The following is a 22026-nucleotide window of genomic DNA, read 5'->3' as shown; positions in this document are numbered from 1 at the left end:
AGAAATGGATCTCCCGGGGCTGCGTTGCCGGCCGCCGGAAATCGGTTTCATCGCGTGCGGCGGGAGCTGTCGGATGGTCAGAAAAGGACTGGGCATGTCGGTTGAGACGATAGACACGCTTGTCGTTGGCGGCGGCCAGGCTGGGGTGGCCATGAGCGAGCACCTGGGCAAATGCGGGGTGCCGCATCTCGTTCTCGAACGCGGCCGCATCGCCGAGCGCTGGCGCTCGCAGCGGTGGGACTCCCTGGTTGCCAATGGCCCGGCCTGGCACGACCGCTTCCCGGGCATGGAATTTCCTGTGACAGGCCCCGATGGCTTTCCCTCCAAGGAAGAGGTCGCCGACTATTTTGTCGCTTACGCAAAGCAGATCAATGCGCCGGTCCGCTGCGGCGTCGAGGTCAGGCTTGTGCAAAGAAACATAGGGCGGCCCGGATTCCGTGTCGAGACGTCCGATGGCGTGATCGAGGCCAACAGCGTTGTCGCGGCGACCGGCCCTTTCCAGGTCCCGGTCATCCCGCCCGTCGTTCCTGCCGATGCCGGCATCCTGCAAATCCACTCCAGCGCCTACCGCAATCCCGCGCAGTTGCCGAAAGGCGCGGTGCTGGTGGTCGGCGCGGGATCCTCGGGCGTCCAGATTGCGGACGAACTCCAGCGCGCTGGCAAACGCGTCTATCTCTCGGTAGGCGCGCACGACCGCCCGCCGCGCGCCTATCGCGGCCGCGACTTCTGCTGGTGGCTGGGCGTTCTCGGCAAATGGGACCTCGAAACTCCGGGACCCGGCACGGAGCATGTCACGATCGCGGTGAGCGGCGCGCGGGGCGGAGAAACGATCGATTTTCGCCGTCTGGCGGCGCAGGGGCTTACGCTCGTCGGCATGACGAGGGCGTACCAGGACGGTGCCATGACCTTCGCGCCCGATCTTGCCAAAAACATAGCCTGCGGTGATGCCAATCTGATGGCATTGCTGGACGAGGCCGACGCCTATGTCGCGCGCAACGGTCTCGACCTTCCCGAAGAACCCGCTGCCCGCCGGATCGGCCCTGACCCGCACTGCGTGACCAATCCGATCCTCGAGCTCGATCTGACCGAAGCCGGGATAAGTTCGATCATCTGGGCGACGGGCTTTGCCGTCGATTACAGCTGGCTGAAGGTCGATGCCTTTGACGAGCAGGGCCGGCCGAGGCACCAGCGCGGCGTCTCGACCGAGCCAGGGATCTATTTCCTGGGCCTCCCCTGGCAGTCGCGCAGGGGATCGAGCTTCATCTGGGGCGTATGGCACGATGCCAAGCACGTGGCCGACCGTATTTCGACGCAGCGCAAATATCTCGCTTATCACGCCGCTAAGCGCGAGACCGTGGACGCCTGACCAAAGCTGGCGACGGCCGCGAGCCCGACCTGATGGAGATCAAGATGAAGCATACCCGAATTCGCACCTTCAATACGAAGGACACTTATCCCGAGCAGAAGCTCGACAACGATCTGTGCCAGGCGGTCGTCACACGGGGTGGCCGGACGATCTATCTGCGCGGGCAGTGCCCGCAGGATCTCGACACCGCCAAGAATATCGCCAGCCACGATCCGGTCGAGCAGACCCACAAGGTGATGCAGAATATCAAGCAGCTCATCGAGGAATGCGGCGGCACCATGGAGCATCTGGTGAAAGTGGTGGTCTACATCACCGATGTCCGCCATCGCGAAGCCGTCTACCGAACGATGGGCGAATACATCAAGGGCGTCTATCCGGTTTCGACCGGCCTTGTCGTGTCGGCCCTGGCAAGGCCGGAATGGCTGGTCGAGATCGACGGCACGGCCGTAATTCCGGACTGAGCGCCATGACCTTCTCCATCGTCGCACGGTGCCGGCGCACCGGCATGTTCGGAGTGGCGGTATCCTCGTCATCCCCCGCGGTCGCGGCCCGCTGCGCCTATGCACAGGCCGGCGTCGGCGCCGTTGCCAGCCAGAATGTCACGGACCCGACGCTCGGGCCACGGGCGCTGGAGCTGATGGCGCGAGGCGCCTCCGCCGCCGAAGCCGTCGCGATCCTGAAGCGCACGGGTGCTTTCAGCGAATACCGGCAGGTCCTGGCGGTCGACAAGGCCGGCGGCAGCGCGATCCATTCGGGACCGAAAGCGCTTGGCATCTGGAGCGAGGCACGCGGCGAGGACGTCGCCTGCGGCGGCAACCTGCTTGCCAGCGATAGGGTTCCGAAAGCCATGGTGGACGCCTTTCTCGCCTCCGAGGGCGATCTCGGAGACCGGCTGATTGCCACCATGCGAGCCGCGCTCGAGGCCGGCGGCGAGGCGGGGCCTGTCCGCTCCGCCGGTATGAAACTGGTACGCGATGTGTCATGGCCGGTCGCCGACCTGCGTTGCGACTGGACCGAAGGGTGTCCGGTCGAGCAGCTGGCAATGCTGTGGGACATCTATAAGCCCCAGCTCGATGCTTATGTCACGCGCGCCCTCAACCCGTCCGGTGCGCCAAGCTACGGCGTTCCCGGTGATGAGTAGTTCGACAATCTGGAGCCAGCATGAGCGAACTCAGTCATAAGGATTGGATCAGCAAAGCCTCGGCTATCCGTTTTCGCGACAGGGCGTTCATCGACGGCAAGGCAATGCCCGCGCGTTCCGGCAGAACATTTACCAGCATCAATCCGGCCACCGGAGCAACGCTCGCTGAGGTGGCTTCCTGCGGCGAAGAGGACATCGACCTTGCCGTCGCCGCGGCACGTCGCAGTTTTGAGGCCGGCGTCTGGTCGAGAGCGACCCCTCAGCATCGCAAACGGGTGCTGCTGCGGCTGGCGGAATTGCTGCGCGAGAACCTGCAGGAGCTCGCGCTGCTGGAATCTCTTGATATGGGCAAGCTGGTCAAGGACGCAGCGACCGTCGACGTGCCGGGGTCGGCGGCGATCTTCCAGTGGTATGGCGAAGCGATAGACAAGGTCTATGACGAGGTGGCGCCGACGGCCCGAGGCGACCTTGCTTTGGTACGGCGCGAGCCGCTCGGGGTCGTGGGCGCCGTCGTGCCGTGGAACTTTCCGCTCGACATGGCGACCTGGAAATGCGCGCCCGCGCTGGCTGCGGGCAATTCGGTGGTGCTCAAACCCGCCGAGCAGTCGCCTTTCTCGGCGCTCAGGCTGGCCGAGCTTGCCATGGAGGCAGGGCTGCCCGCCGGCGTGCTCAATGTGGTGCCCGGCCTCGGCGAGACGGCCGGCCAGGCTCTTGGCCGTCATATGGACGTCGATTGCCTTGCCTTCACCGGATCGACCGCTGTCGGCAAGATGTTCCTGCAATATTCCGGCCAGTCGAACATGAAGCAGGTCTGGCTGGAGACCGGTGGCAAGAGCCCCAATCTGGTGTTCGCCGATTGCGGTGATCTGGACGCGGCAGCCGACATGGCCGCCTTCAGCATCTTCTTCAACCAGGGACAGGTATGCTCGGCCAACTCCCGGCTTCTGGTGGAGCGCGGCATCAAGGATACGCTCGTCGAGAAACTGGCGCAGCGCGCGACGGCGACCCAGCCCGGCGATCCGCTCGACCCTGCATCCAGGATGGGTGCGATGGTGGACGCGCGCCACGCGGCGACCGTCATGCGTTTCGTCGATGGCGGCAAGAAGTCGGCACGGCTGGTGACCGGCGGCGACCGGGTTACCGTCGACGGGCGCGGCAGTTTTGTGCAGCCCACGATCTTCGACGACGTCTCGCCCGACGACCCGCTTGCGCGCGACGAGATATTCGGTCCGGTCCTGTCGGTGATCGCCTTCGACACCGAAGACGAGGCGCTTCGCATCGCCAACGACAGCGTCTACGGCCTGGCCGCATCTCTGTGGACCGACAGCCTGTCGCGGGCGCATCGTCTCGCGGAAGGGCTGCGCGTCGGCACGGTTTCCGTGAACACCGTCGATGCGCTGAGCCCGATGACTCCCTTCGGCGGTTTCAAGCAGTCCGGCTTCGGGCGCGACCTGTCGCTGCACGCGCTCGACAAGTACACCGCGCTGAAGACTACCTGGATAAAATATTGAGAAGCGGCCGCGACTTGATCGCCGGCTGCAAACCGGCAACATAGCCGCCATGCCGCTTCGCTTCACGCTGAGACAACTCGAATATTTCGTCGCCGTTGGCGAAGCGGGTTCGATCGCCAAGGCGGCCGAGCAGGTGAATGTCTCGCCGCCATCGATCTCGGCGTCGATCGCTCAGCTCGAAGCCGAGTTCGGCGTGCAGCTTTTCGTGCGCAAGCATTCGCACGCGCTGGCGCTGACGGCGGGCGGGCGCCTGTTCCTCAAGGAAGCAGCGCGTCTGCTTAACGACGCGGATGCGCTGCACGACATTGCCGGGGATATCGCCGAAAAGGTGCGCGGACCGCTGGCGATCGGCTGCCTGCTCACTTTCGCCCAGATCGTGCTGCCGGCACTGCGCAAGAAATTCGAGGACGCCTATCCCGATGTGCGCGTCAGGCAATTCGAGCGCAACCAGGGGCAATTGTTCGAGATGCTCCAACGTGGCGAAATAGACGCCGCGCTGACCTACGATCTGGAGCTGTCGCAAGACATGACTTTCGAGCCGCTGATGCAGTTGCCGGCCTATGTCATGCTGCCGGCCGCGCATCGCCTGGCGGCGAAGGCAGGTATCACGCCCGAGGAACTGGTCGATGAGCCGATGGTGCTGCTTGACCTGCCCTACAGCAGGGAATATTTCCTGTCGGCTTTCCAGCCCAGGGGCCTGCGGCCCAAGATCGTCGAGCGCACCGGCGACATCGCCGTGATGCGCTCGATGGTCGCCAACGGCTTCGGCTACGGCATCGCCAATATGCGGCCGCTCAACACCATGTCGCCGGACGGCAAATTGCTGGTCTTTGTGCCTTTGTTGGGCGACCTCCGGCCGCTGACTATAGGAATTGCCCTGCCGAACGCCGAGCATCGCACGCTGACGGTGCAGGCCTTCATCGACCACTGTCGCCGCTTCGTCGTCGAGCAGGGCGTCTTCGGTACCGAGCGCATCGTGAAGTGAGGCCTGCCATGCGGCTCACGGCCAGCCGTCCGTGAGCCGTTCCAGCAATCTGTCCAGCATCGCGTCGCAACGACGCAGCTGTTCGACGCTGACAAATTCGTCGGGCTTGTGGCCCTGCGCCATGGAGCCCGGCCCGCAGACGACGGCAGGTGTGCCGAGATCGCGGCTGAACAATCCGCCCTCCGTGCCGAAGGCGACTTTCATCGTGTCGTTGGCACCGGTCAGCGACTTGACGAAAGCCACCGCCTCCGATGCGGCCGGCGTGTCGAGGCCCGGATAGGTGTTGGTGATCTCGATGTCGATCGCTGCCTCTGCCGCGATCGAAGCGGCGTCCCCGGCAATGCGCACCGCGGCGGCGCGCAGCCTGTCGAGAATGCTGGCGGCGTCGTCGGCGGCAATGTTGCGGATCTCGAAATCGACGTGGCAGAGGTTGGGCACGATATTGAGCGCGACGCCGGCATCGATCTTGCCGACATGAACCGTCGTGTAGGGAATGTCGTAGTCGCCGTCGCGGGCGCCGTCGCGGGCCAGCCGTTCCTGTTCGTCACGCAAGGCGCGCACGAAATCGCACCCGAGGTGGATCGCGTTGAGCGCCAGCGGGGCGAGCGCCGAATGGCCTTCGCGTCCCCTGCAGACGGCGCGAGCGGCAAGCTTGCCCTTGTGCCCGGTCGCCACCTGCATGTTGGTCGGCTCCCCGACGATGCACAGCAGCGGGCGCTGCGGCGCCGCACTCAGCATTTCGATCAGGTCGCGCACGCCAAGGCAGCCGACTTCCTCGTCACAGGAGAGCGCCAGATGCAACGGCGTCCGAAGCGCGATCCTGGAGGCCTTGATGCAGGTGGCGAGCGCAGAGGCCACAAAACCCTTCATGTCCGCCGCGCCGCGCCCATAGAGCTTGCCGTCGCGCTCGGTCATTTCGAATGGGGGCAGCGTCCAGTTCTGGCCGTCCACGGGAACGACGTCGGTGTGGCCGGACAGCATGACACCGGGTCTGCCTGCCGGGCCAATGGTGGCAAAGAGGTTGGCCTTGTGCCTGTCCGCGCCGTGGACGATCTGGCAGGCAACGCCGCTCGCTTCGAGCAAGTCGGCCGCATAGCCGATCAGGTCGAGGTTCGAGTCGCGGCTCACCGTGGGGAATGCGATCAGCCGTTCGAGAATCCTGATGCTGTCCATTTTCTGTCTCTCGGTCGGGTTCTGGCTGTCTAGCATCATGCCGCCGATGCTCTGAAGTCGCATTTCGCTCAGCCCCGGTTCAACGCAGACTAATTGCGCCGGCGCGCGCGATTAGGCGCGTCCTAATCGGCACAGAAGAAATCCGTAGTTTTCCCGCGCCGGCTCGAACTTATGAGTAGTCTCGGCAGCACCGTCGGTGCCGAGCCGGCAGGGAGGAAGCTACATGCGCGACCCACGCTACGACATCCTGTTCGAGCCGATGAAGATAGGTCCGGTGACGGCCAAGAACCGCTTCTATCAGGTTCCGCACTGCAATGGCGGTGGCTATCGCGATCCATCGGCGGCGGCAGAGATGCGCCGCATCAAGTCGGAAGGCGGCTGGGGCGTGATCTTCACCGAGCAGACGGAGATGCACCATACCTCCGAGATCACGCCCTTCATCGAACTGCGGCTATGGGACGATGCCGACATTCCGGCTTTGGCCAAGATGGCCGAGGCCATGCACGAGCACGGCGCGCTGGCTGGCATCCAGCTCGCCTATTCCGGGATCAACGGTCCCAACCTCTACACCAAGGAGGTGCCGCGCGGGCCGTCGGCCCTGCCGATCCGCACCTTCACCAATGATCCGGTGCAGGCGCGCGCCATGGACAGAGAGGACATACGCGACTTGCGCCGCTGGCACCGCAATGCCTTCAAACGCGCCAAGCAGGCGGGTTTCGACCTTGTCTGCCTCTATGGCGCGCATGGCTTCGGCATCATCCAGCATTTCCTGTCGACGGCCACCAACCAGCGCGGCGACGAATATGGCGGCTCGCTGGAAAACCGTTCGCGGCTGATGCGCGAGCTGATCGGGGAAGGGCGCGACGCGATCGGCGACACGTGCGGCCTGACGCTCAGGCTGTCGCTGGACGAGATGATCGGTGAACACGGCTTCGCCAATTCGGAGGTCCGCGACATGATCGAGATGCATGCCGAACTGCCCGATCTTTGGGATCTCGCGCACGGCGCCTGGGAGGATTGCTCGGGTCCGTCACGCTTCAAGGACGAGGCGGCGCAGGAAAGCCTGGTATCGGGCATCAAGAAGCTGACCTCGAAGCCGGTCGTCGGCGTCGGCCGCTTCACTTCGCCCGACGTGATGGTCAGGATGATCAGGTCGGGCACGCTCGATTTCATCGGCTGCGCGCGCCCGTCGATCGCCGATCCCTTCCTGCCGAGGAAGGTCGAGGAGGGGCGTATCGAGGACATCCGCGAATGCATTGGCTGCAACATCTGCATCACCGGCGACATGACCATGTCGATCTCGCGCTGCACGCAGAACCCGACCTTCATGGAGGAATGGCGCAAAGGCTGGCATCCTGAGCGCATGCAGGCGAAAGGCGACAGCGACAGCGTGCTGATCGTCGGCGCCGGGCCCGCCGGACTGGAGGCCGCGCGTGCGCTCGGCCTGCGCGGCTATAAAGTGGCCATCGCGGAAGCGGGCACCGAGCTTGGCGGACGCGTGGCGCGCGAAAGCAAACTTCCAGGCCTGTCGGCCTGGGGCAGGGTGCGCGACTATCGGCAGTATCAGCTCAGCCAGATGCCCAATGTCGACATCTATTTCGAAAGCCGGCTGTCGGCCGGTGACATCCTCTCGTTCGGCTTCCAGAACGTCGCCATTGCCACCGGATCGACCTGGCGCCGCGACGGCGTCGCGCGTGCCCATGTCGTGCCGATGCCGATCGACGCCGCGATGCCGGTCTACTCACCCGACGATCTGATGGCCGGCAAGGTTCCGGCCGGCAAGGTCGTGCTGTTCGACGACGACCACTATTACATGGGCGGCGTTCTCGCCGAGCTGATGGCGCTTCGGGGAACGAAGGTGACCCTGGTGACGCCATCGGCTTATGTCTCGGACTGGACCCGCAACACGCTGGAGCAAGGGGCCATTCACCGCCGCCTGGCTGAACTCGGCGTCGATATCGTCCTCAACAGGACCGTCACGAGTGTCGCTTCAGGTGGCGTCGTGACGGCCTGCGTCTACACCGGCGCTAAACAGGATCTGGCGGCCGATGCCGTCGTCCTGGTCACGTCACGCAATCAGGACGACGCCGTTTGGCGCGAGCTCAAGGCGCGGGAAAACGAGTGGGCCGACAACGGCATCCGTTCGGTCAAGGTCATTGGCGACGCCGAAGCACCGGGGCCGATCGCCTGGGCAACCTATGCCGGCCATCGCTTCGCCCGGGAGCTGGACGAACCTGACATCGGCGACGCATTGCCATTTCGGCGGGAAGTCGCCGCACTGGCGGCGGAATAGAACGCCGGGGCGCGGCAGATCAGATCGCCCGCCCTTCCTGGCCGAAGAAGTGCAGATGCCCGGGTTCGGCCCACAGGCCGACCTCGGCGCCGGTTTCGGGCGCCGGTCCTTGATTGTGGCCGGTCCTTGATTGTGGATGACGAGGCAGGTCTGACCACTGTCCAGCTCGACATGGAGGAGCGTGACGGCGCCGGTGTATTCGGCGAGCCTTACCTTGCCGCGCAGCGATCCTGTTCCTCTGCTCCGACGCCGCGAGCTTCGTCTACGGCGCCGCGCTCGACGTGGATGGCGGCTCGATGTTCCGCTGACCGGGAGGGCAGCGGCTCCGGCGACGCTCGCTGACCCTTCCCGCCATTTATAGAGTTCAGTCGGTCGGACGATCCGCGACCGAACGCCGCCCGTCGATCCACAAGGCAAGCAAGGTGCAGGCCGCGCCCGAGAGCAGGTAGGCGCCCGCCGCGATGAGGCCGAAATTGCCGGCCAAAAGCAGGGCTGCGAGCGGCGCGAAGCCGGCGCCGAACATCCATGCGAGATCCGAGGTTATCGCCGAGCCGGTATAGCGATAGTGTCGCGAAAAGCTCGATGCTACGACGCCCGACGATTGCCCGAAACTCAGCCCCAGCAGGATGAAGCCCAACACCATGAACAGGGCCTCCCCGACGGTGCCGCCATCCAGGAGCTGCGGGGCAAAGCCGCTGAACGTCGCGATGGCGATCGCCGAACCGCCGAGCAGCGCACGGCGTCCGACACGATCGGCCAGTGGCCCCGACGCGACGATGGCCGCGATGCCGAACAGCGCGCTCACCGCCTCGATCGTCAGGAAGCGCGCCGGCCCCTCATTGGTGAACAGGAACACCCAGGAGAGCGGAAACACCGTCACCATGTGGAACAGGGCGAAACTCGCCAGCGGCGCGAAGGCGCCGATGACGACGTTGCGGCCTTCGGCCCTGATCGTATCCCTGATGCGCGTCGGCTGCAGGTCGCCGCTCTCGTACAATCTTGAAAATTCGGGCGTCACCACAATGCGCAGCCTGGCAAACAGGGCCACGACATTGATGGCGAAGGCGACGAAGAAAGGATAGCGCCAGCCCCAGGCAAGGAAGTCGTCGGCCGACAGGTTGGCGACGAAGAAAGCGAAGAGGGAACTCGCCACGATGAGGCCGATCGGCGCGCCGAGTTGCGGGATCATGGCGTAGAAGCCGCGCCGGTTCTGAGGCGCGTTCAGCGCCAGCAGCGAGGGAAGTCCGTCCCAGGTTCCGCCGAGCGCCACGCCTTGCCCGATGCGGGCCAGCGCCAGAAGCCAGATCGCAAGCGCGCCGATATCGCCATAGGCGGGAAGGAACGCGATGGCGACGGTCGAGGTGCCGAGCAGGAACAGCGCGATCGTCAATTTCGCCCCGCGGCCATAGGCGCGATCGACGGCCATGAACAGAACGGAGCCGAACGGACGGGCGATGAAGGCCAGTGCGAAAATGGCGAAGGAGTAGAGCGTTCCGACGAGCGGGTCGTGCGTCGGAAACACCAGCTTTGGGAACACGATGACGGACGCGATCGCATAGACGAAGAAGTCGAAGAATTCCGACGTCCTGCCCACGATCACGCCGACCGCGATATCGCCCGCGCTGACCTGGCCGTGGTCCGAGCCGATCAGCCCGCTGTTTGTTTCGGCAGTCGAAGTCTGAGCCATCTTGTCCGTCGCCACCGCGTGGAATGAAATATCTGGGACCCAATCACAGGGATTCCATTGTGCGCGGCACACTGTGCCAGACCCACCCCGGCTGGGCATTGGACAAATTGTCCAATGTCAGCGCGCCGCTGCCGGCAGTAGCCCTTTGTTGATACCGCACCGCAACATCCCTCCGCGTGCGGCGGTCCATCGAGGGCAGCATCTGATGAAACGATTTGGGGCCTTGCTTCTGTTTCCCCTGACCGGGCTGTTGAGCGGCTGCGATATGGTCGTGCTCGCGCCGGCAGGCGATGTCGCGGCCCAGCAGCGCGACCTGCTGGTGGTCTCGACCTTGCTGATGCTGATCATCATCGTTCCGGTCATGGCGCTGACTGTCTTTTTCGCCTGGCGCTACCGGCACTCCAATGCCTCGGCGACCTATGCGCCGGATTGGGATCATTCGACGAAACTCGAACTGGTGATCTGGGCAGCACCGCTTCTCATCATTATATGCCTTGGCGCGCTGACCTGGCTCGGCACGCATTTGCTCGACCCGTACCGCCGGATCGACAGGATCGAACCCGGCCAGCCCGTCACCCAGTTGCACAAGCCGCTCAGGGTCGAGGTCGTGGCGCTCGACTGGAAATGGCTGTTCATCTATCCCGATTACGGCATCGCTGCCGTCAACGAGCTGGCGGCGCCGGTCAACCAGCCGATCGACTTCCGCATCACCTCCTCGGCGGTGATGAATTCCTTCTACATTCCAGCCCTCGCCGGGCAGATCTATGCCATGCCGGGCATGGAGACGAAGCTGCACGCCGTCATTAACCGGCCAGGCACCTATAGCGGTTTCTCCGCCAATTATAGCGGCGCCGGCTTTTCGGGCATGCGCTTTGCCTTCCACGGCCTATCCGATGATGCCTTCAGCCAGTGGGTGGCACAGGCCAGGACCGCATCCGCGGCTCTCAACCGCGACAGTTATCTCGAACTCGAAAAGCCGAGCGAGAACGAACCCGTCCGCCACTACGCCTCCGTCGATCCCGATCTCTATGGCGCCATCCTCAATCTGTGCGTCGAGCGCGGCAAGATGTGCATGAACGAGATGATGTCGATCGACGCCAAGGGCGGTCTCGGCCTTGCGGGTGTGCGCAACACCTTGCCGCTGCAATATGACAAGCTCGCGCGGCGCGGCGCGGTGTTCGGAAACGACCCCTCCTATGTCGCCAGCATCTGCACGGCGGAGGAGGCCGCTGCCGTCTCGCGCGCGTCGCGCGATGCCCGGCCGACCTATTGGCCGGCGAAGAACCTGTCCCCGCTGCGCGGGGCGGGACTGCTCCGGCCAGGGACAGACAGCCGCAGCGCGGAGGCCGATACCCCGGCCCTCGGCCTGCTGCGGCGCGAACTGTGAGAGACTTGCGATGCCCGATACACTGACCAAATTCATTTTCGGCCGCCTCAACTGGGACTCGCTGCCGCTGCATGAGCCGATCGTTGTCGCCACCTTCGCCGCGGTGGCACTCGGCGGCATCGCGCTTCTCGGCGTCATCACCTATTTCAAGCTGTGGGGCTACCTGTGGCGTGAATGGTTCACCAGCGTCGACCACAAGAAGATTGGCATCATGTACATGGTGCTGGGGCTGGTCATGCTGCTGCGCGGCTTCTCGGACGCCATCATGATGCGCCTCCAGCAGGCCATCGCCTTCAATGGCTCCGAGGGCTACCTGAACTCACATCACTACGACCAGATCTTCACCGCCCATGGCGTCATCATGATCTTCTTCGTGGCGATGCCCTTCGTAACCGGGTTGATGAATTTCGTCGTGCCGCTGCAGATCGGCGCCCGCGACGTCTCCTTTCCGTTCCTCAACAATTTCTCCTTCTGGATGACGGTCGGCGGCGCCATCCTCGTCATGGCGTCGCTGTTCGTCGGCGAATTCGCCCGCACCGGCTGGCTCGCCTATCCGCCGCTTTCCGGCATCGGCTACAGTCCCGACGTCGGCGTCGACTATTATATCTGGGCGCTGCAGGTGGCGGGTGTCGGCACGACGCTGTCGGGCATCAACCTGATCTGCACCATCATCAAGATGCGAGCGCCCGGAATGACGATGATGCGCATGCCCGTCTTCACCTGGACGTCGCTCTGCACCAACGTGCTGATCGTCGCCTCCTTCCCGGTGCTGACGGCGGTGCTCTCGCTGCTGGCGCTCGACCGCTATGTCGGCACCAACTTCTTCACCAATGACTTCGGCGGCAATCCGATGATGTATGTCAACCTCATCTGGATATGGGGTCACCCGGAAGTCTACATCCTCATCCTGCCGCTGTTCGGCGTCTTCTCCGAGGTCACCTCGACCTTCTCCGGCAAGCGCCTGTTCGGCTACACCTCGATGGTCTATGCCACAGTGGTCATCACCATCCTGTCCTATCTCGTCTGGCTGCACCACTTCTTCACCATGGGCTCCGGCGCCAGCGTCAATTCCTTCTTCGGCATTACGACGATGATCATCTCGATCCCGACGGGAGCGAAGATCTTCAACTGGCTGTTCACAATGTACCGGGGCCGCATCCGCTTCGAACTGCCGATGATGTGGACGGTGGCCTTCATGCTCACCTTCACCGTCGGCGGCATGACCGGCGTGCTGCTTGCCGTGCCGCCGGCGGATTTCGTGCTGCACAACAGCCTGTTCCTGATCGCGCACTTCCATAACGTCATCATCGGCGGCGTGCTGTTCGGGCTGTTCGCCGGCATTGCCTACTGGTGGCCCAAGGCCTTCGGGTTCAAGCTCGACCCGTTCTGGGGCAAGGTCTCGTTCTGGTGCTGGGTGGTCGGCTTCTGGTTCGCCTTCATGCCGCTCTACGTGCTCGGGCTGATGGGCGTGACACGCCGCATGCGCGTGTTCGATGATCCCTCCCTGCAGATATGGTTCGTCATCGCCGCCTTCGGCGCGGTGCTGATCGCCTGCGGCATCGCCGCCTTCCTGATCCAGATCTTCGTCTCCATCCGCAGGCGCGAGGCGCTTGCCGATCCGACCGGCGATCCATGGGACGGCCGCACGCTCGAATGGTCGACCTCCTCGCCGCCACCTGCCTACAATTTCGCCTTCACACCTGTCATTCGCGACAACGATGCCTGGTTTGACATGAAGCAGGCCGGCTACGTCAGGCCGCTCGCCGGCTTCAAGCCGATCCACATGCCCAGCAATACCGGCACCGGTGTCATCCTGGCCGCCTTCAGCGTCGCGCTCGGCTTCGCCCTGATCTGGTACATCTGGTGGCTGGCGGCGCTGAGCTTCGTTTGCCTCATCGCCACCGCGATCGGCCACACCTTCAACTATCACCGCGACTTCCACATTCCGGCAGCCGAAGTCACTCGGACGGAAGAGGCGAGGACGACGCTCCTCGGGGCTGGGGTTTGAGCATGGCATCGACAGCAATCACGGCCGGCACCGAACCGGTGTTTCACCTGGAAGAGGAGCATGCGCACGCCGAAGGCGGCTCCACCATGCTCGGTTTCTGGCTCTATCTCATGAGCGACTGCCTGATCTTCGCGATGCTGTTCGCCGCCTATGGCGTGCTTGGCGGCAACTACGCGGCCGGGCCGGCACCCAAGGACCTGTTCGACCTCGATCTGGTGGCGGTCAACACCGCCATGCTGCTCTTCTCCTCGATCACCTATGGCTTCGCCATGCTGACCATGGACAGGGGTCGCGTGGGGGCGACGCAAGCCTGGCTCGCCGTCACCGGCCTGTTCGGCCTGGCGTTCCTGTCGATCGAGCTCTACGAATTCTCGCACATGATCCATGAAGGCGCGACACCGCAGCGCAGCGCCTTCCTGTCGTCTTTCTTCACCCTGGTCGGTACGCACGGCCTGCATGTCACCTTCGGCATCGTCTGGCTGGTGACACTGATGACCCAGGTCGCGAGATTTGGCCTCGTCGAGGCGAACCGCCGCCGGCTGATGTGCCTCTCGATGTTCTGGCACTTCCTCGACGTCGTCTGGATCGGCGTCTTCACCTTCGTCTATTTGATGGGAATGTTGCGATGAGCGCTCATGATCATGCCGAGGGTCACGGCCACGCCCATGGTGGAGCAGCACACGGATCGTTCCGGAGCTATCTGACCGGCTTCGTCCTGTCGGTGATCCTGACCGCCATCCCGTTCTGGCTGGTCATGAGCGGCGCCATCGACGACAAGCAGGCGATGGCCATCGTCATCATGGCCTTCGCGGTCGCGCAGATCGTCGTCCACATGGTCTTCTTCCTGCATATGAACACCACCTCGGAAGGCGGATGGTCGATGCTGGCGCTGATCTTCACGCTGATCCTGGTCGTGATCGTACTGACCGGCTCGCTCTGGGTGATGTATCATCTCAACGCCAACATGATGCCGGGGCTGCACGACATGCGCGAGATGCCATGAGCCCGGTTGCGGGCTCTGGGAGAACCGACACCGAGGCGACGGGCATCGGTCCGCGGCCCGCGTCGCAAGAAGGCGCCGGCCGGTCGTCCGCATCGCGCCTTGTCCTTGTGCTGCTCGGGCTCCTCGGCGTGCTGGTGTTTGTCGGGCTCGGCATATGGCAGTTGGAGAGGCGGGCCTGGAAGCTCGACCTGATCGCCCGTGTCGACCAACGCATTCATGCCCCGGTTTTCGAAGCGCCTAGCCCGGAGAGCTGGAACGGCATCACCGCGGCCCGCTACGAATACAGCCATGTGCGATTGGCCGGACGCTTCCTGGGCGGCGCCAACACGCTGGTCCAGGCGGTGACGGAGCTTGGCGGCGGCTATTGGGTGCTGACGCCGATGCGAACCGACAGTGGCTTCGTCGTGCTGGTCAATCGCGGCTTCATTCCCCCGGAGCGCAAGGCCGAGTTCGGACAAGAGAGCGGCGGCTCAACCGCGCCGGTCATCATCGATGGACTGTTGCGCATGAGCGAGCCAGGCGGTGGCTTCCTGCGCAAGAATGACACCACGGGCAATCGCTGGTATTCGCGGGATGTCGCTGCCATCGCAACCGCGCGCGGCCTGACGGAAGTCGCACCCTATTTTGTTGATGCTGAGGCATCCGGCATCGACGGCTGGCCACGCGGCGGGCTGACCGTCGTGACTTTCCGCAACAGCCACCTCATCTATGCTTTGACCTGGTTCACGCTCGCTGCGATGCTTGCCCTCGCCCTGGCCAAGCCGATGACCGGCCGCCCCCAGCGGCAAGGACCAGCAAGATGAGCGTTCCCACGCAAGCGCTCCGCCGCGACAAATCGCTGGTGACGGCGTCCCTTGCCGCCAACAATGGCGCGGTACCAAATCCCGAAGCAACGAACAGGAAGAACCTGTTCCTGCTCATACAACTGCGTTGGCTGGCGGTGGCGGGTCAGGTGCTCACCATTCTGGCGACGCAATACTGGTTCGAGATCCCGCTGCCGCTGGCGAAGATGGCCGGCGTGGTGCTTTTCCTGGTTGGCCTCAACATCTTCAGCCTGCTGGTCCTGCGCGGTATCAGGCCGATCACCAACACCCAGCTCTTCGTCGCGCTCATCTTCGACATGGCGGCACTGACGACGCAGCTTTACCTGAGCGGCGGCGCGTCCAATCCGTTCGTATCGCTCTACCTTCTGCAGATCACGCTCGGCGCGGCACTGCTGACCCCAAGGTTTACCTGGATCCTGGTTGCAGCCGCGTCGGCCTGCTTCGTCTTCCTCATCTTCCTTTTCCAGCCGATCGCCATCCCGCATCATGGCGGCAGCGATCTCCTGTCCCTGCATATCAGGGGCATGTTCATCTGCTTCGTGCTGGCCGCCGGCCTGATCGTGATCTTCATGACGCGCATCGACCGCAACCTGCGCGAACGTGATGCCTATCTCGCCGACCTGCGCCAGCGCTCGGCCGAGGAGGACCACATCGTGCGCATGGGCCTGCTGGCCTCCGGCGCCGCGCACGAACTGGGTACGCCGCTTGCCACGATATCCGTCATCCTGTCCGACTGGCGCCAGATGCGCACCCTTGCACGCAACCGCGAACTGGCGGCCGACATGGCCGAAATGCGGGCGCAGATCGAGCGCTGCAAGCGCATCGTGTCCGGCATTCTGATGTCTTCCGGCCAGGCCAGAGGCGAGGGAACGATACGCACCACCATTCGCGGTTTCCTCGACGATCTGGTCGAGGAATGGCGCATCAGTCGCCAGCCATTCAAGCTGGAATACACGAACGATTTCGACCCGGACGAGCAGATCGTGTCCGACACGGCGCTGAAGCAGGTCATCTTCAACGTATTCGACAACGCCCAGGAAGCGTCGCAGGCTTGGGTCGGCGTCACTGCCGAGCGGCAGGGCGACAAGCTGGTGATCGCCGTGCGCGATCGCGGGCCGGGTTTCGACGAGACTATTCTGGCAGCGCTTGGCCAGCCCTATATGTCGAGCAAGGGACGGCCAGGGGGCGGTCTTGGTCTTTTCCTTGTCATGAATGTGGTCCGGAAACTGGGAGGCGATTTTTCCGCGCGCAACATGGAGCAGGGCGCCTGTGTTACGCTTTCGCTGCCGCTCGCGGCGTTGACCGACGGAGATGATCATGAGGCCTGATAGATCCCTCTTTATCGTCGAGGACGACACGACCTTCGCCAAGACGCTGAAGCGCTCCTTCGAAAAGCGCGACTACGACGTCATGGTCTGCCACGACAGGGAAGCCTTGCTCGACGCCCTCGAAAAATCCGTTCCGGCTTATGCCGTGGTCGATCTCAAGCTTGGGGCCGGCGGTTCCGGGCTGGAGTGCGTCAAGCTGCTCAGCGCCCGCGATGCGTCGATCAGGATCGTCGTGCTGACAGGGTTTGCCAGCATCGCCACGGCAGTCGAGGCGATCAAGCTCGGCGCCAGCCACTACCTGGCCAAACCCGCCAACACCGATGACATCGAAGCCGCCTTCGGCCGTGCCGATGGTGACGTTTCCGTACCGCTTTCCAGCCGGCCCACCTCGATCAAGAACCTGGAGTGGGAGCGCATCCACGAAACGCTGGTCGAAACCGGCTTCAACATCTCCGAAACGGCGCGCCGGCTTGGCCTGCATCGGCGCACCCTGGCCCGCAAGCTCGAGAAGCGTGTGGTGAGATAGCGGGAAGGTCCGGTGAGCCGCGGTGCCGCTCTCGGCACAGCCTTGGAAAAGGACCGCCCCATAGCTCCGACAGTCTCATGCGAGCGCCTCCGTTCACCGCGGCGGAGACGCCGGCCACCCGCGTCGGTTCCTGCCGGCGGCTCAGGAACGAGTTCCCGCATGCGGCGTTGCGTATCCGGATGGCAGTGCCGGAAGTCATGAGAACGCACCGCCGGTCGGAGATGCGTTGATGTCGATGCCAGGCTTGGCTTATGGCCCATTGGGCGACCGGTGCATGCATGTCTGTGTGGATATGCAGAAGCTGTTTGCCGAACCGTCGCCTTGGGCGACACCCTGGATAACCCGTGTCTTGCCTCAAATTGAGAGGTTGGTCGAAAGGCGTGCGGAACAGACGGTTTTCACGCGCTTCCTGCCTGCGCAAAGGCCGGGACAAGGCGCTGGTACATGGAAGCGCTATTATGAGCGCTGGGCCTCGATGGCGATCGACAATATCGGGCCGGAGATGATCGAACTGTTGCCGGCGCTCGCCGCTTACTGTCCGCCGGCGGCAGTCATCGACAAGCACATCTATTCCCCCTGGTTCGAAGGGCGCCTCAGGGCCTTTCTGATGGAACGCGAGATCGACACGCTGGTCGTCACGGGAGGCGAAACCGATGTATGCGTCCTAGCCACCGTGCTCGGCGCCATCGATTTCGGCTATCGCGTGGTGCTCGTCACCGACGCATTGTGCAGCTCTTCCGACGCAACGCATGACGCACTGCTTACCGTCTATCACCAGCGCTTCGCGCAGCAGGTCGAGACAGTCGAGATGGAAACGGTTCTCTCGAACTGGACTTGACGCCAGTGTAGCGTCAGCCTTCCCTGCGGGGTCTGTAGTGCTTATCTGTCCCAATCGCGGACATTGGAGCAGGCAAACGTGGCGCAACGATCGGGCAGTGCTGATCTTCCCCTTCACGGTGGACGCGTGCCGAAATGGCTGGGCGACCGCATGACGCGTCTCGGTGCCGTCATGTGCGAGGCGATCATCCATCACTATGGCCGCAACGAATTGCTGCGGCGTCTGGCGCATCCGTTCTGGTTCCAGTCCTTCGGCGCCGTCATGGGCATGGATTGGCATTCGTCCGGCATCACCACCAGCGTCGTCGGCGCCTTGAAACGCGGCCTCACGCCGCTGTCGGGCGAACTCGGCATCCACGTCTGCGGCGGCCGTGGCGCGCATTCGCGCAAAACCCCCCACGAGCTTGCCGCCATTGGTGAGCGCATCGGCTTCGACGGAGCCCGCCTTGCGACCGCCAGCCGGCTTGTCGCCAAGGTGGACAGCGCCGCCGTTCAGGACGGGTTCGACCTCTATCTGCATGGCTTCATCGTCACCGACGACGGCGACTGGGTGGTGGTGCAGCAGGGCATGAACGGCGACAGCAAGGTGGCGCGCCGCTACCATTGGCTGTCCGAAGGTTTGAAGAGCTTTGTCGACCAGCCGCATGCTGCCATCGAAGGCGCCAACCAGGGCGAGATCGTCAACCTGACCGACCGCCGCGCCGAAGCCTCGCGCCAGGGACAGCTTGATCTCCTCCAGGATCTTGGGCCGGACCGCATCCTTCGGGAGTTCGCCGCGCTGGAGCCCGGTACGGCACCGGCTCCGGTGCAGCCCCTGCTGCCGCATTTGATCATGCCGGCTCATCACGACGTCCGCGAAAGCGACGTCGTGATGCATCGCCTTCATGGCAACATGGCCGCCGCCGCCGAGCGAGGTCCAGCCGATTTTGCCGAGCTTCTCCTGGTTCCGGGCGTAGGCGCCCGCACGGTGAGGGCACTCGCTCTCGTTGCCGAAGTGGTGCATGGCGCGCCTTGCCGATTTTCGGACCCGGGTCGTTTTTCGCTGGCGCATGGCGGCAAGGACAGGCATCCGTTCCCTGTACCGCTCAAGGTCTATGACGAGACGATCGGCGTGCTGAAGTCCGCCGTGCAAAAGGCCAGGCTCGGTCGCGAAGAGGAAATCGGCGCCCTGAGGCGGCTCGACCATCAGTCGCGGCAGGTCGAGCGATACGTCACGGGTCCCAGCCTCAAGGAAATTGTCGCCGGCGAATTCGACCAGTCGCATCTGCTTGGCGGCCGCAGTGTCTTTGGTTGGGAACCGGCGCCGGATGAGTTGAGCGCCGACGAGAACAGGAAGGCGTGACGGGCCGGGCATCACGCCACGCGACGGTACCTGTGGTGGTCCTTGATGAATTTATTGAAGAAGCGGCCTTTCGAAGGAGCGCGCATGAACGCCGCATAGGTAGCCGGAGCGACGTTCTCATAGTCATAGCGGTTGCCGTGCGGCACGAACCAGACCGAGAGGATCCTGGTCGCGGGATCGTATTGCGTGTTTCGAATGACGGTCGACGGCATGCTGGCACCTGACGGCTCAGCAAAATAACCCGCCAGGCGTGGTGCGGTTCCGTGCCGCAACCCGACATTGCTACCTGGCGCTTGGGTTGCCGAACTTCGCATCGCGTTTCCTCGAATATCGATCGATGCGCGGCAGCTTGTCGGCAAAGTCGACCCAAGGCAGCCTGAGATCCCAATAGGCATGGGCCTGTGGCCGCAGCCCTTCGGGTTTGTCGAAGAATCCGATCGTCAGATAAAGCTCGTCCGGCAGCCCTTCGTCGCTATAGCCTATCGCACTCCCGCAGTCGGGACAGAAAGTGCGGATAACACCCGGCGTCTTGGAAAAGGCCTTTGGCGCCCCCCTCAAAAGATTGAATTGGCTCGGCCGATACCCGACCCAGACGGTGAGTGGACTGCCGATGGCCCGTCGGCAATCGTCATCGTGATCGTAGCATATCCAGAAAGGCTCACCGTCCATGGTGGCGGCGATCGCCCCGCAAAAGCAGGCCCCGGTTTCAACGCGCGGCATCCGGCACTCCAAGGCTAGAACGTGCCCGGCGGCCCCCGACGGAACCGCCGTTGCTAAACTTTCACGCTCCTCCCGCGGTTCCGTTGCGCCGGTTTTGGGACGTATCCAGGGCGGGCAAGCGCGGTTCCCATATTGCCTTGTGGTCCGGCCTTCACCATCTAGGCAAAATGTCGCCGCTCAAACCGAAAACAGCCGGCCGTGTGGCCCAGCACGATCTCTTCGGTGCCGCTCAGGATGATCTGCCGGAGGGTTTCGCCTACCAGACCGGACTGATCACGCCACAGGACGAAATCGAACTCGTCCATCATCTAGAGGCACTGCCCTTCAAGGCCTTCGACTTCCATGGCCATCTGGCAAACCGGCGTGTCGTCGGTTTTGGCCTTCGCTACGATTATGACCGGCGCGAGGTGGTCGAGGCACCGCCGATACCTGATTTTCTGCTGCCCTTGCGCGAAAAGGTCGCGGCTTTTGCGCGCCGGCCGGCCGAAACCTTCGCGCAGGTCTTGATCAACGAGTACCGGCCCGGCGCCGGTATCGGCTGGCACCGCGACAAGCCGCATTTCGAGGATGTCGCGGGCGTTTCGCTGCTGGCGCCCTGCGATTTTCGCCTTCGGCGCAAGAATGGGTCTAAATGGGAGCGTCGGACCATCACTGTCGAGCCGAGATCGGCCTATCTCATGACGGGGCCGTCGCGGTCGCAATGGGAGCACAGCATCCCGCCGCTTGCCGAGCACCGCTACTCGATTACCTTGAGGACATTGCGGCCTCGCAATCCCTGAGCATGCGCAGAGGTTTGCACGGGAAGTTCCGCATCATCTCGCCATAGTGCTCAACCCGACCCGCGTGCAGCGGGGCGGGTTGAACGATCCTGTGCTCTAACTCTTTGTTTTTACGCAATTCCGAACGGAAAACCGCTACGCACTTTTCCCTGGAATTGCCCTAGGTCAGCACCAGCACGATTTTGTATGTATCCGGATCGACGATCACGATCCGGCCGTCGGCGAGAACGAAATACTCGTACGCCTCGTAGGCCGGAACGATCTTCACGATGCGAGCCGGCAAGCGATGCAGCCTGACCTTGTGCCGCGGAACTTCGATGCCGACGGAGACGTCGAAGTCGACGTTCGTGACCGGCTCGACCTTGGTTTCCCTGATCACATGAGTGATCTGGGTCTTCTGTTCAACCGTCACATTGTTGATGGAAGCGGTCGAGGTCTTGTCCTGCGTGGAGGCCTTGCCTTGGGCCTGCTGATCGGTCTGGACCTTTGTCTTGTCCTGAGCCTGCTGATCGGTGGTGGTGCCGGCCTTGCCCTGTGCCTGCTGATCGGTCTGGACCTTTGTCTTGTCCTGAGCCTGCTGATCCGTTGTGGTGCCGGCCTTACCCTGTGCCTGCTGGTCGGTCTGGACCTTGGTTTTGTCCTGGGCCTGCTGGTCGGTCTTGGTGCCAGACTTACCCTGTGCCTGCTGGTCGGTCTGGACCTTGGTTTTGTCCTGGGCCTGCTGGTCGGTCTTGGTGCCAGCCTTGCCCTGCGCCTGCTGGTCCGTCTGGATCTTCGTCTTGCCCTGGGCCTGCTGGTCCGTGGTGGTGCCGGCCTTGCCCTGGGCCTGCTCCTCTGTCTTGGCCTTGGTCTTGTCCTGAACCTGCTGATCAGTCTGGGACTTGGTGCCCTGTGCCTGCTCCTTCATCTTCGAGCCCTTCTGGCAGTTGGTCGTGCCGGAAGCGCAATTTGTGTCCGCTCCTGATTGGCTATCGGCGGGCTGCTGCGTCTGAGCCATCGCCGTCCCGCAGCCTAGCCCGATCGCCAGCATGCTGGTAATGAGAACATGTTTCATAGGAAATCTCCTTCGGAGAGTTCGTCCCTTCAAGGGGTAAAACTTCGGCCAAAAAAGATTGT

Annotated in this window: 21 protein-coding genes and 2 pseudogenes; 17 read left to right on the top strand and 6 right to left on the bottom strand. The window is 63.5% G+C overall.

Features of this window, described 5'->3' with window-relative positions:
- The first annotated feature begins 94 nt into the window (after positions 1-94).
- The 5 genes from LB516_RS00370 to LB516_RS00350 are packed head-to-tail and all read left to right on the top strand — an operon-like array spanning position 95 to position 5003.
- Positions 95-1366 (top strand): flavin-containing monooxygenase, encoded by a 1272-nt coding sequence (locus LB516_RS00370; protein ID WP_224718922.1) that lies wholly within the window; start codon positions 95-97, stop codon positions 1364-1366.
- 44 nt (positions 1367-1410) lie between these two features.
- Complete coding sequence (locus tag LB516_RS00365; RefSeq protein ID WP_015316456.1) at positions 1411-1827, top strand: RidA family protein; 417 nt, start codon at positions 1411-1413, stop codon at positions 1825-1827.
- 5 nt (positions 1828-1832) lie between these two features.
- Entirely contained in the window at positions 1833-2507 is a 675-nt protein-coding gene (locus LB516_RS00360; protein ID WP_224718708.1) for a DUF1028 domain-containing protein, read from the top strand.
- A 20-nt stretch (positions 2508-2527) separates the two neighbouring features.
- On the top strand, positions 2528-4018 hold the full coding sequence (locus LB516_RS00355) for an aldehyde dehydrogenase (RefSeq protein ID WP_015316458.1): 1491 nt from the start codon (positions 2528-2530) through the stop codon (positions 4016-4018).
- 49 nt (positions 4019-4067) lie between these two features.
- The gene (locus LB516_RS00350) at positions 4068-5003 is read left to right on the top strand and encodes a LysR family transcriptional regulator (RefSeq protein ID WP_015316459.1); all 936 of its coding nucleotides are present in this window, start codon (positions 4068-4070) and stop codon (positions 5001-5003) included.
- Positions 5004-5018: 15 nt separating this feature from the next.
- Here LB516_RS00350 and argE read toward each other — a convergent pair whose 3' ends face one another.
- Positions 5019-6176, bottom strand: coding sequence for an acetylornithine deacetylase (argE, locus tag LB516_RS00345; protein WP_224718921.1), 1158 nt, complete (start codon positions 6174-6176; stop codon positions 5019-5021).
- 223 nt (positions 6177-6399) lie between these two features.
- Between argE and LB516_RS00340 the strand changes: the two genes are divergently transcribed.
- Positions 6400-8469 carry an FAD-dependent oxidoreductase gene (locus LB516_RS00340; protein ID WP_224718707.1) on the top strand — a complete coding sequence of 690 codons (2070 nt, stop codon included), beginning with the start codon at positions 6400-6402 and terminating at the stop codon, positions 8467-8469.
- Between the two features lie 174 nt (positions 8470-8643).
- Here the strand turns inward: LB516_RS00340 and LB516_RS29085 are convergent.
- Positions 8644-8694, bottom strand: a pseudogene (locus LB516_RS29085) (hypothetical protein); the annotation flags it as partial.
- Here LB516_RS29085 and LB516_RS28990 point away from each other — a divergent pair.
- Positions 8691-8777 (top strand): annotated as a pseudogene (locus LB516_RS28990) (SDR family NAD(P)-dependent oxidoreductase); the annotation flags it as partial. The pseudogenes LB516_RS29085 and LB516_RS28990 sit on opposite strands and share 4 nt — an antisense overlap.
- 56 nt (positions 8778-8833) lie before the next feature.
- Here the strand turns inward: LB516_RS28990 and LB516_RS00330 are convergent.
- Complete coding sequence (locus LB516_RS00330; protein WP_140715589.1) at positions 8834-10156, bottom strand: MFS transporter; 1323 nt, start codon at positions 10154-10156, stop codon at positions 8834-8836.
- A gap of 205 nt (positions 10157-10361) precedes the next feature.
- Here LB516_RS00330 and cyoA point away from each other — a divergent pair, with 205 nt between their 5' ends.
- The 9 genes from cyoA (at position 10362) to LB516_RS00285 (ending at position 19411) form a co-directional block, all read left to right on the top strand.
- Positions 10362-11543 (top strand): ubiquinol oxidase subunit II, encoded by a 1182-nt coding sequence (cyoA, locus tag LB516_RS00325; RefSeq protein WP_140715587.1) that lies wholly within the window; start codon positions 10362-10364, stop codon positions 11541-11543.
- Positions 11544-11553: 10 nt separating this feature from the next.
- Positions 11554-13551, top strand: coding sequence for a cytochrome o ubiquinol oxidase subunit I (cyoB, locus tag LB516_RS00320; protein WP_224718706.1), 1998 nt, complete (start codon positions 11554-11556; stop codon positions 13549-13551).
- A gap of 2 nt (positions 13552-13553) precedes the next feature.
- Positions 13554-14180, top strand: coding sequence for a cytochrome o ubiquinol oxidase subunit III (gene cyoC / locus LB516_RS00315; protein WP_140660844.1), 627 nt, complete (start codon positions 13554-13556; stop codon positions 14178-14180).
- Positions 14177-14554, top strand: coding sequence for a cytochrome o ubiquinol oxidase subunit IV (cyoD, locus tag LB516_RS00310; protein ID WP_224718705.1), 378 nt, complete (start codon positions 14177-14179; stop codon positions 14552-14554). Before cyoC ends, cyoD begins: the two co-directional genes overlap by 4 nt.
- Positions 14551-15357, top strand: coding sequence for an SURF1 family protein (locus tag LB516_RS00305; protein ID WP_224718704.1), 807 nt, complete (start codon positions 14551-14553; stop codon positions 15355-15357). Before cyoD ends, LB516_RS00305 begins: the two co-directional genes overlap by 4 nt.
- Positions 15354-16706, top strand: coding sequence for an ATP-binding protein (locus LB516_RS00300; RefSeq protein WP_140793971.1), 1353 nt, complete (start codon positions 15354-15356; stop codon positions 16704-16706). The genes LB516_RS00305 and LB516_RS00300 overlap by 4 nt, the downstream gene beginning before the upstream one ends.
- Positions 16696-17232 carry a response regulator transcription factor gene (locus LB516_RS00295; RefSeq protein WP_224718703.1) on the top strand — a complete coding sequence of 179 codons (537 nt, stop codon included), beginning with the start codon at positions 16696-16698 and terminating at the stop codon, positions 17230-17232. Before LB516_RS00300 ends, LB516_RS00295 begins: the two co-directional genes overlap by 11 nt.
- Before the next feature lie 229 nt (positions 17233-17461).
- Entirely contained in the window at positions 17462-18070 is a 609-nt protein-coding gene (locus LB516_RS00290; protein ID WP_015316470.1) for a cysteine hydrolase family protein, read from the top strand.
- Between the two features lie 78 nt (positions 18071-18148).
- The gene (locus tag LB516_RS00285; protein ID WP_015316471.1) at positions 18149-19411 is read left to right on the top strand and encodes a DUF763 domain-containing protein; all 1263 of its coding nucleotides are present in this window, start codon (positions 18149-18151) and stop codon (positions 19409-19411) included.
- 11 nt (positions 19412-19422) lie between these two features.
- Here LB516_RS00285 and LB516_RS00280 read toward each other — a convergent pair whose 3' ends face one another.
- Positions 19423-19623 carry a KTSC domain-containing protein gene (locus LB516_RS00280; protein WP_140725660.1) on the bottom strand — a complete coding sequence of 67 codons (201 nt, stop codon included), beginning with the start codon at positions 19621-19623 and terminating at the stop codon, positions 19423-19425.
- A gap of 70 nt (positions 19624-19693) precedes the next feature.
- The gene (locus LB516_RS00275; RefSeq protein ID WP_224718702.1) at positions 19694-20131 is read right to left on the bottom strand and encodes a GFA family protein; all 438 of its coding nucleotides are present in this window, start codon (positions 20129-20131) and stop codon (positions 19694-19696) included.
- 167 nt (positions 20132-20298) lie between these two features.
- Here LB516_RS00275 and LB516_RS00270 point away from each other — a divergent pair, with 167 nt between their 5' ends.
- On the top strand, positions 20299-20910 hold the full coding sequence (locus LB516_RS00270; RefSeq protein WP_015316474.1) for an alpha-ketoglutarate-dependent dioxygenase AlkB: 612 nt from the start codon (positions 20299-20301) through the stop codon (positions 20908-20910).
- 160 nt (positions 20911-21070) lie between these two features.
- On the opposite strand, the gene LB516_RS00265 is transcribed toward LB516_RS00270, so the two are convergent.
- On the bottom strand, positions 21071-21964 hold the full coding sequence (locus LB516_RS00265) for a DUF1236 domain-containing protein (RefSeq protein WP_015316475.1): 894 nt from the start codon (positions 21962-21964) through the stop codon (positions 21071-21073).
- Between the last annotated feature and the right edge of the window lie 62 nt (positions 21965-22026).

The sequence above is a fragment of the Mesorhizobium sp. CO1-1-7 genome (assembly GCF_020164885.1).
Taxonomy (GTDB): domain Bacteria; phylum Pseudomonadota; class Alphaproteobacteria; order Rhizobiales; family Rhizobiaceae; genus Mesorhizobium; species Mesorhizobium australicum.
Note: the sequence above shows the minus strand (reverse complement) of the source record. Positions and strands in the feature narration are given on the sequence as shown.

Coding starts and splice junctions, on each gene's coding strand:
- LB516_RS00370 (WP_224718922.1), top strand. CDS start 95: ATGTCGGTTGAGACGATAGACACGCTTGTCGTTGGCGGCGGCCAGGCT.
- LB516_RS00365 (WP_015316456.1), top strand. CDS start 1,411: ATGAAGCATACCCGAATTCGCACCTTCAATACGAAGGACACTTATCCC.
- LB516_RS00360 (WP_224718708.1), top strand. CDS start 1,833: ATGACCTTCTCCATCGTCGCACGGTGCCGGCGCACCGGCATGTTCGGA.
- LB516_RS00355 (WP_015316458.1), top strand. CDS start 2,528: ATGAGCGAACTCAGTCATAAGGATTGGATCAGCAAAGCCTCGGCTATC.
- LB516_RS00350 (WP_015316459.1), top strand. CDS start 4,068: ATGCCGCTTCGCTTCACGCTGAGACAACTCGAATATTTCGTCGCCGTT.
- argE (WP_224718921.1), bottom strand. CDS start 6,176: ATGGACAGCATCAGGATTCTCGAACGGCTGATCGCATTCCCCACGGTG.
- LB516_RS00340 (WP_224718707.1), top strand. CDS start 6,400: ATGCGCGACCCACGCTACGACATCCTGTTCGAGCCGATGAAGATAGGT.
- LB516_RS00330 (WP_140715589.1), bottom strand. CDS start 10,156: ATGGCTCAGACTTCGACTGCCGAAACAAACAGCGGGCTGATCGGCTCG.
- cyoA (WP_140715587.1), top strand. CDS start 10,362: ATGAAACGATTTGGGGCCTTGCTTCTGTTTCCCCTGACCGGGCTGTTG.
- cyoB (WP_224718706.1), top strand. CDS start 11,554: ATGCCCGATACACTGACCAAATTCATTTTCGGCCGCCTCAACTGGGAC.
- cyoC (WP_140660844.1), top strand. CDS start 13,554: ATGGCATCGACAGCAATCACGGCCGGCACCGAACCGGTGTTTCACCTG.
- cyoD (WP_224718705.1), top strand. CDS start 14,177: ATGAGCGCTCATGATCATGCCGAGGGTCACGGCCACGCCCATGGTGGA.
- LB516_RS00305 (WP_224718704.1), top strand. CDS start 14,551: ATGAGCCCGGTTGCGGGCTCTGGGAGAACCGACACCGAGGCGACGGGC.
- LB516_RS00300 (WP_140793971.1), top strand. CDS start 15,354: ATGAGCGTTCCCACGCAAGCGCTCCGCCGCGACAAATCGCTGGTGACG.
- LB516_RS00295 (WP_224718703.1), top strand. CDS start 16,696: ATGAGGCCTGATAGATCCCTCTTTATCGTCGAGGACGACACGACCTTC.
- LB516_RS00290 (WP_015316470.1), top strand. CDS start 17,462: ATGTCGATGCCAGGCTTGGCTTATGGCCCATTGGGCGACCGGTGCATG.
- LB516_RS00280 (WP_140725660.1), bottom strand. CDS start 19,623: ATGCCGTCGACCGTCATTCGAAACACGCAATACGATCCCGCGACCAGG.
- LB516_RS00275 (WP_224718702.1), bottom strand. CDS start 20,131: ATGCCGCGCGTTGAAACCGGGGCCTGCTTTTGCGGGGCGATCGCCGCC.
- LB516_RS00270 (WP_015316474.1), top strand. CDS start 20,299: ATGTCGCCGCTCAAACCGAAAACAGCCGGCCGTGTGGCCCAGCACGAT.
- LB516_RS00265 (WP_015316475.1), bottom strand. CDS start 21,964: ATGAAACATGTTCTCATTACCAGCATGCTGGCGATCGGGCTAGGCTGC.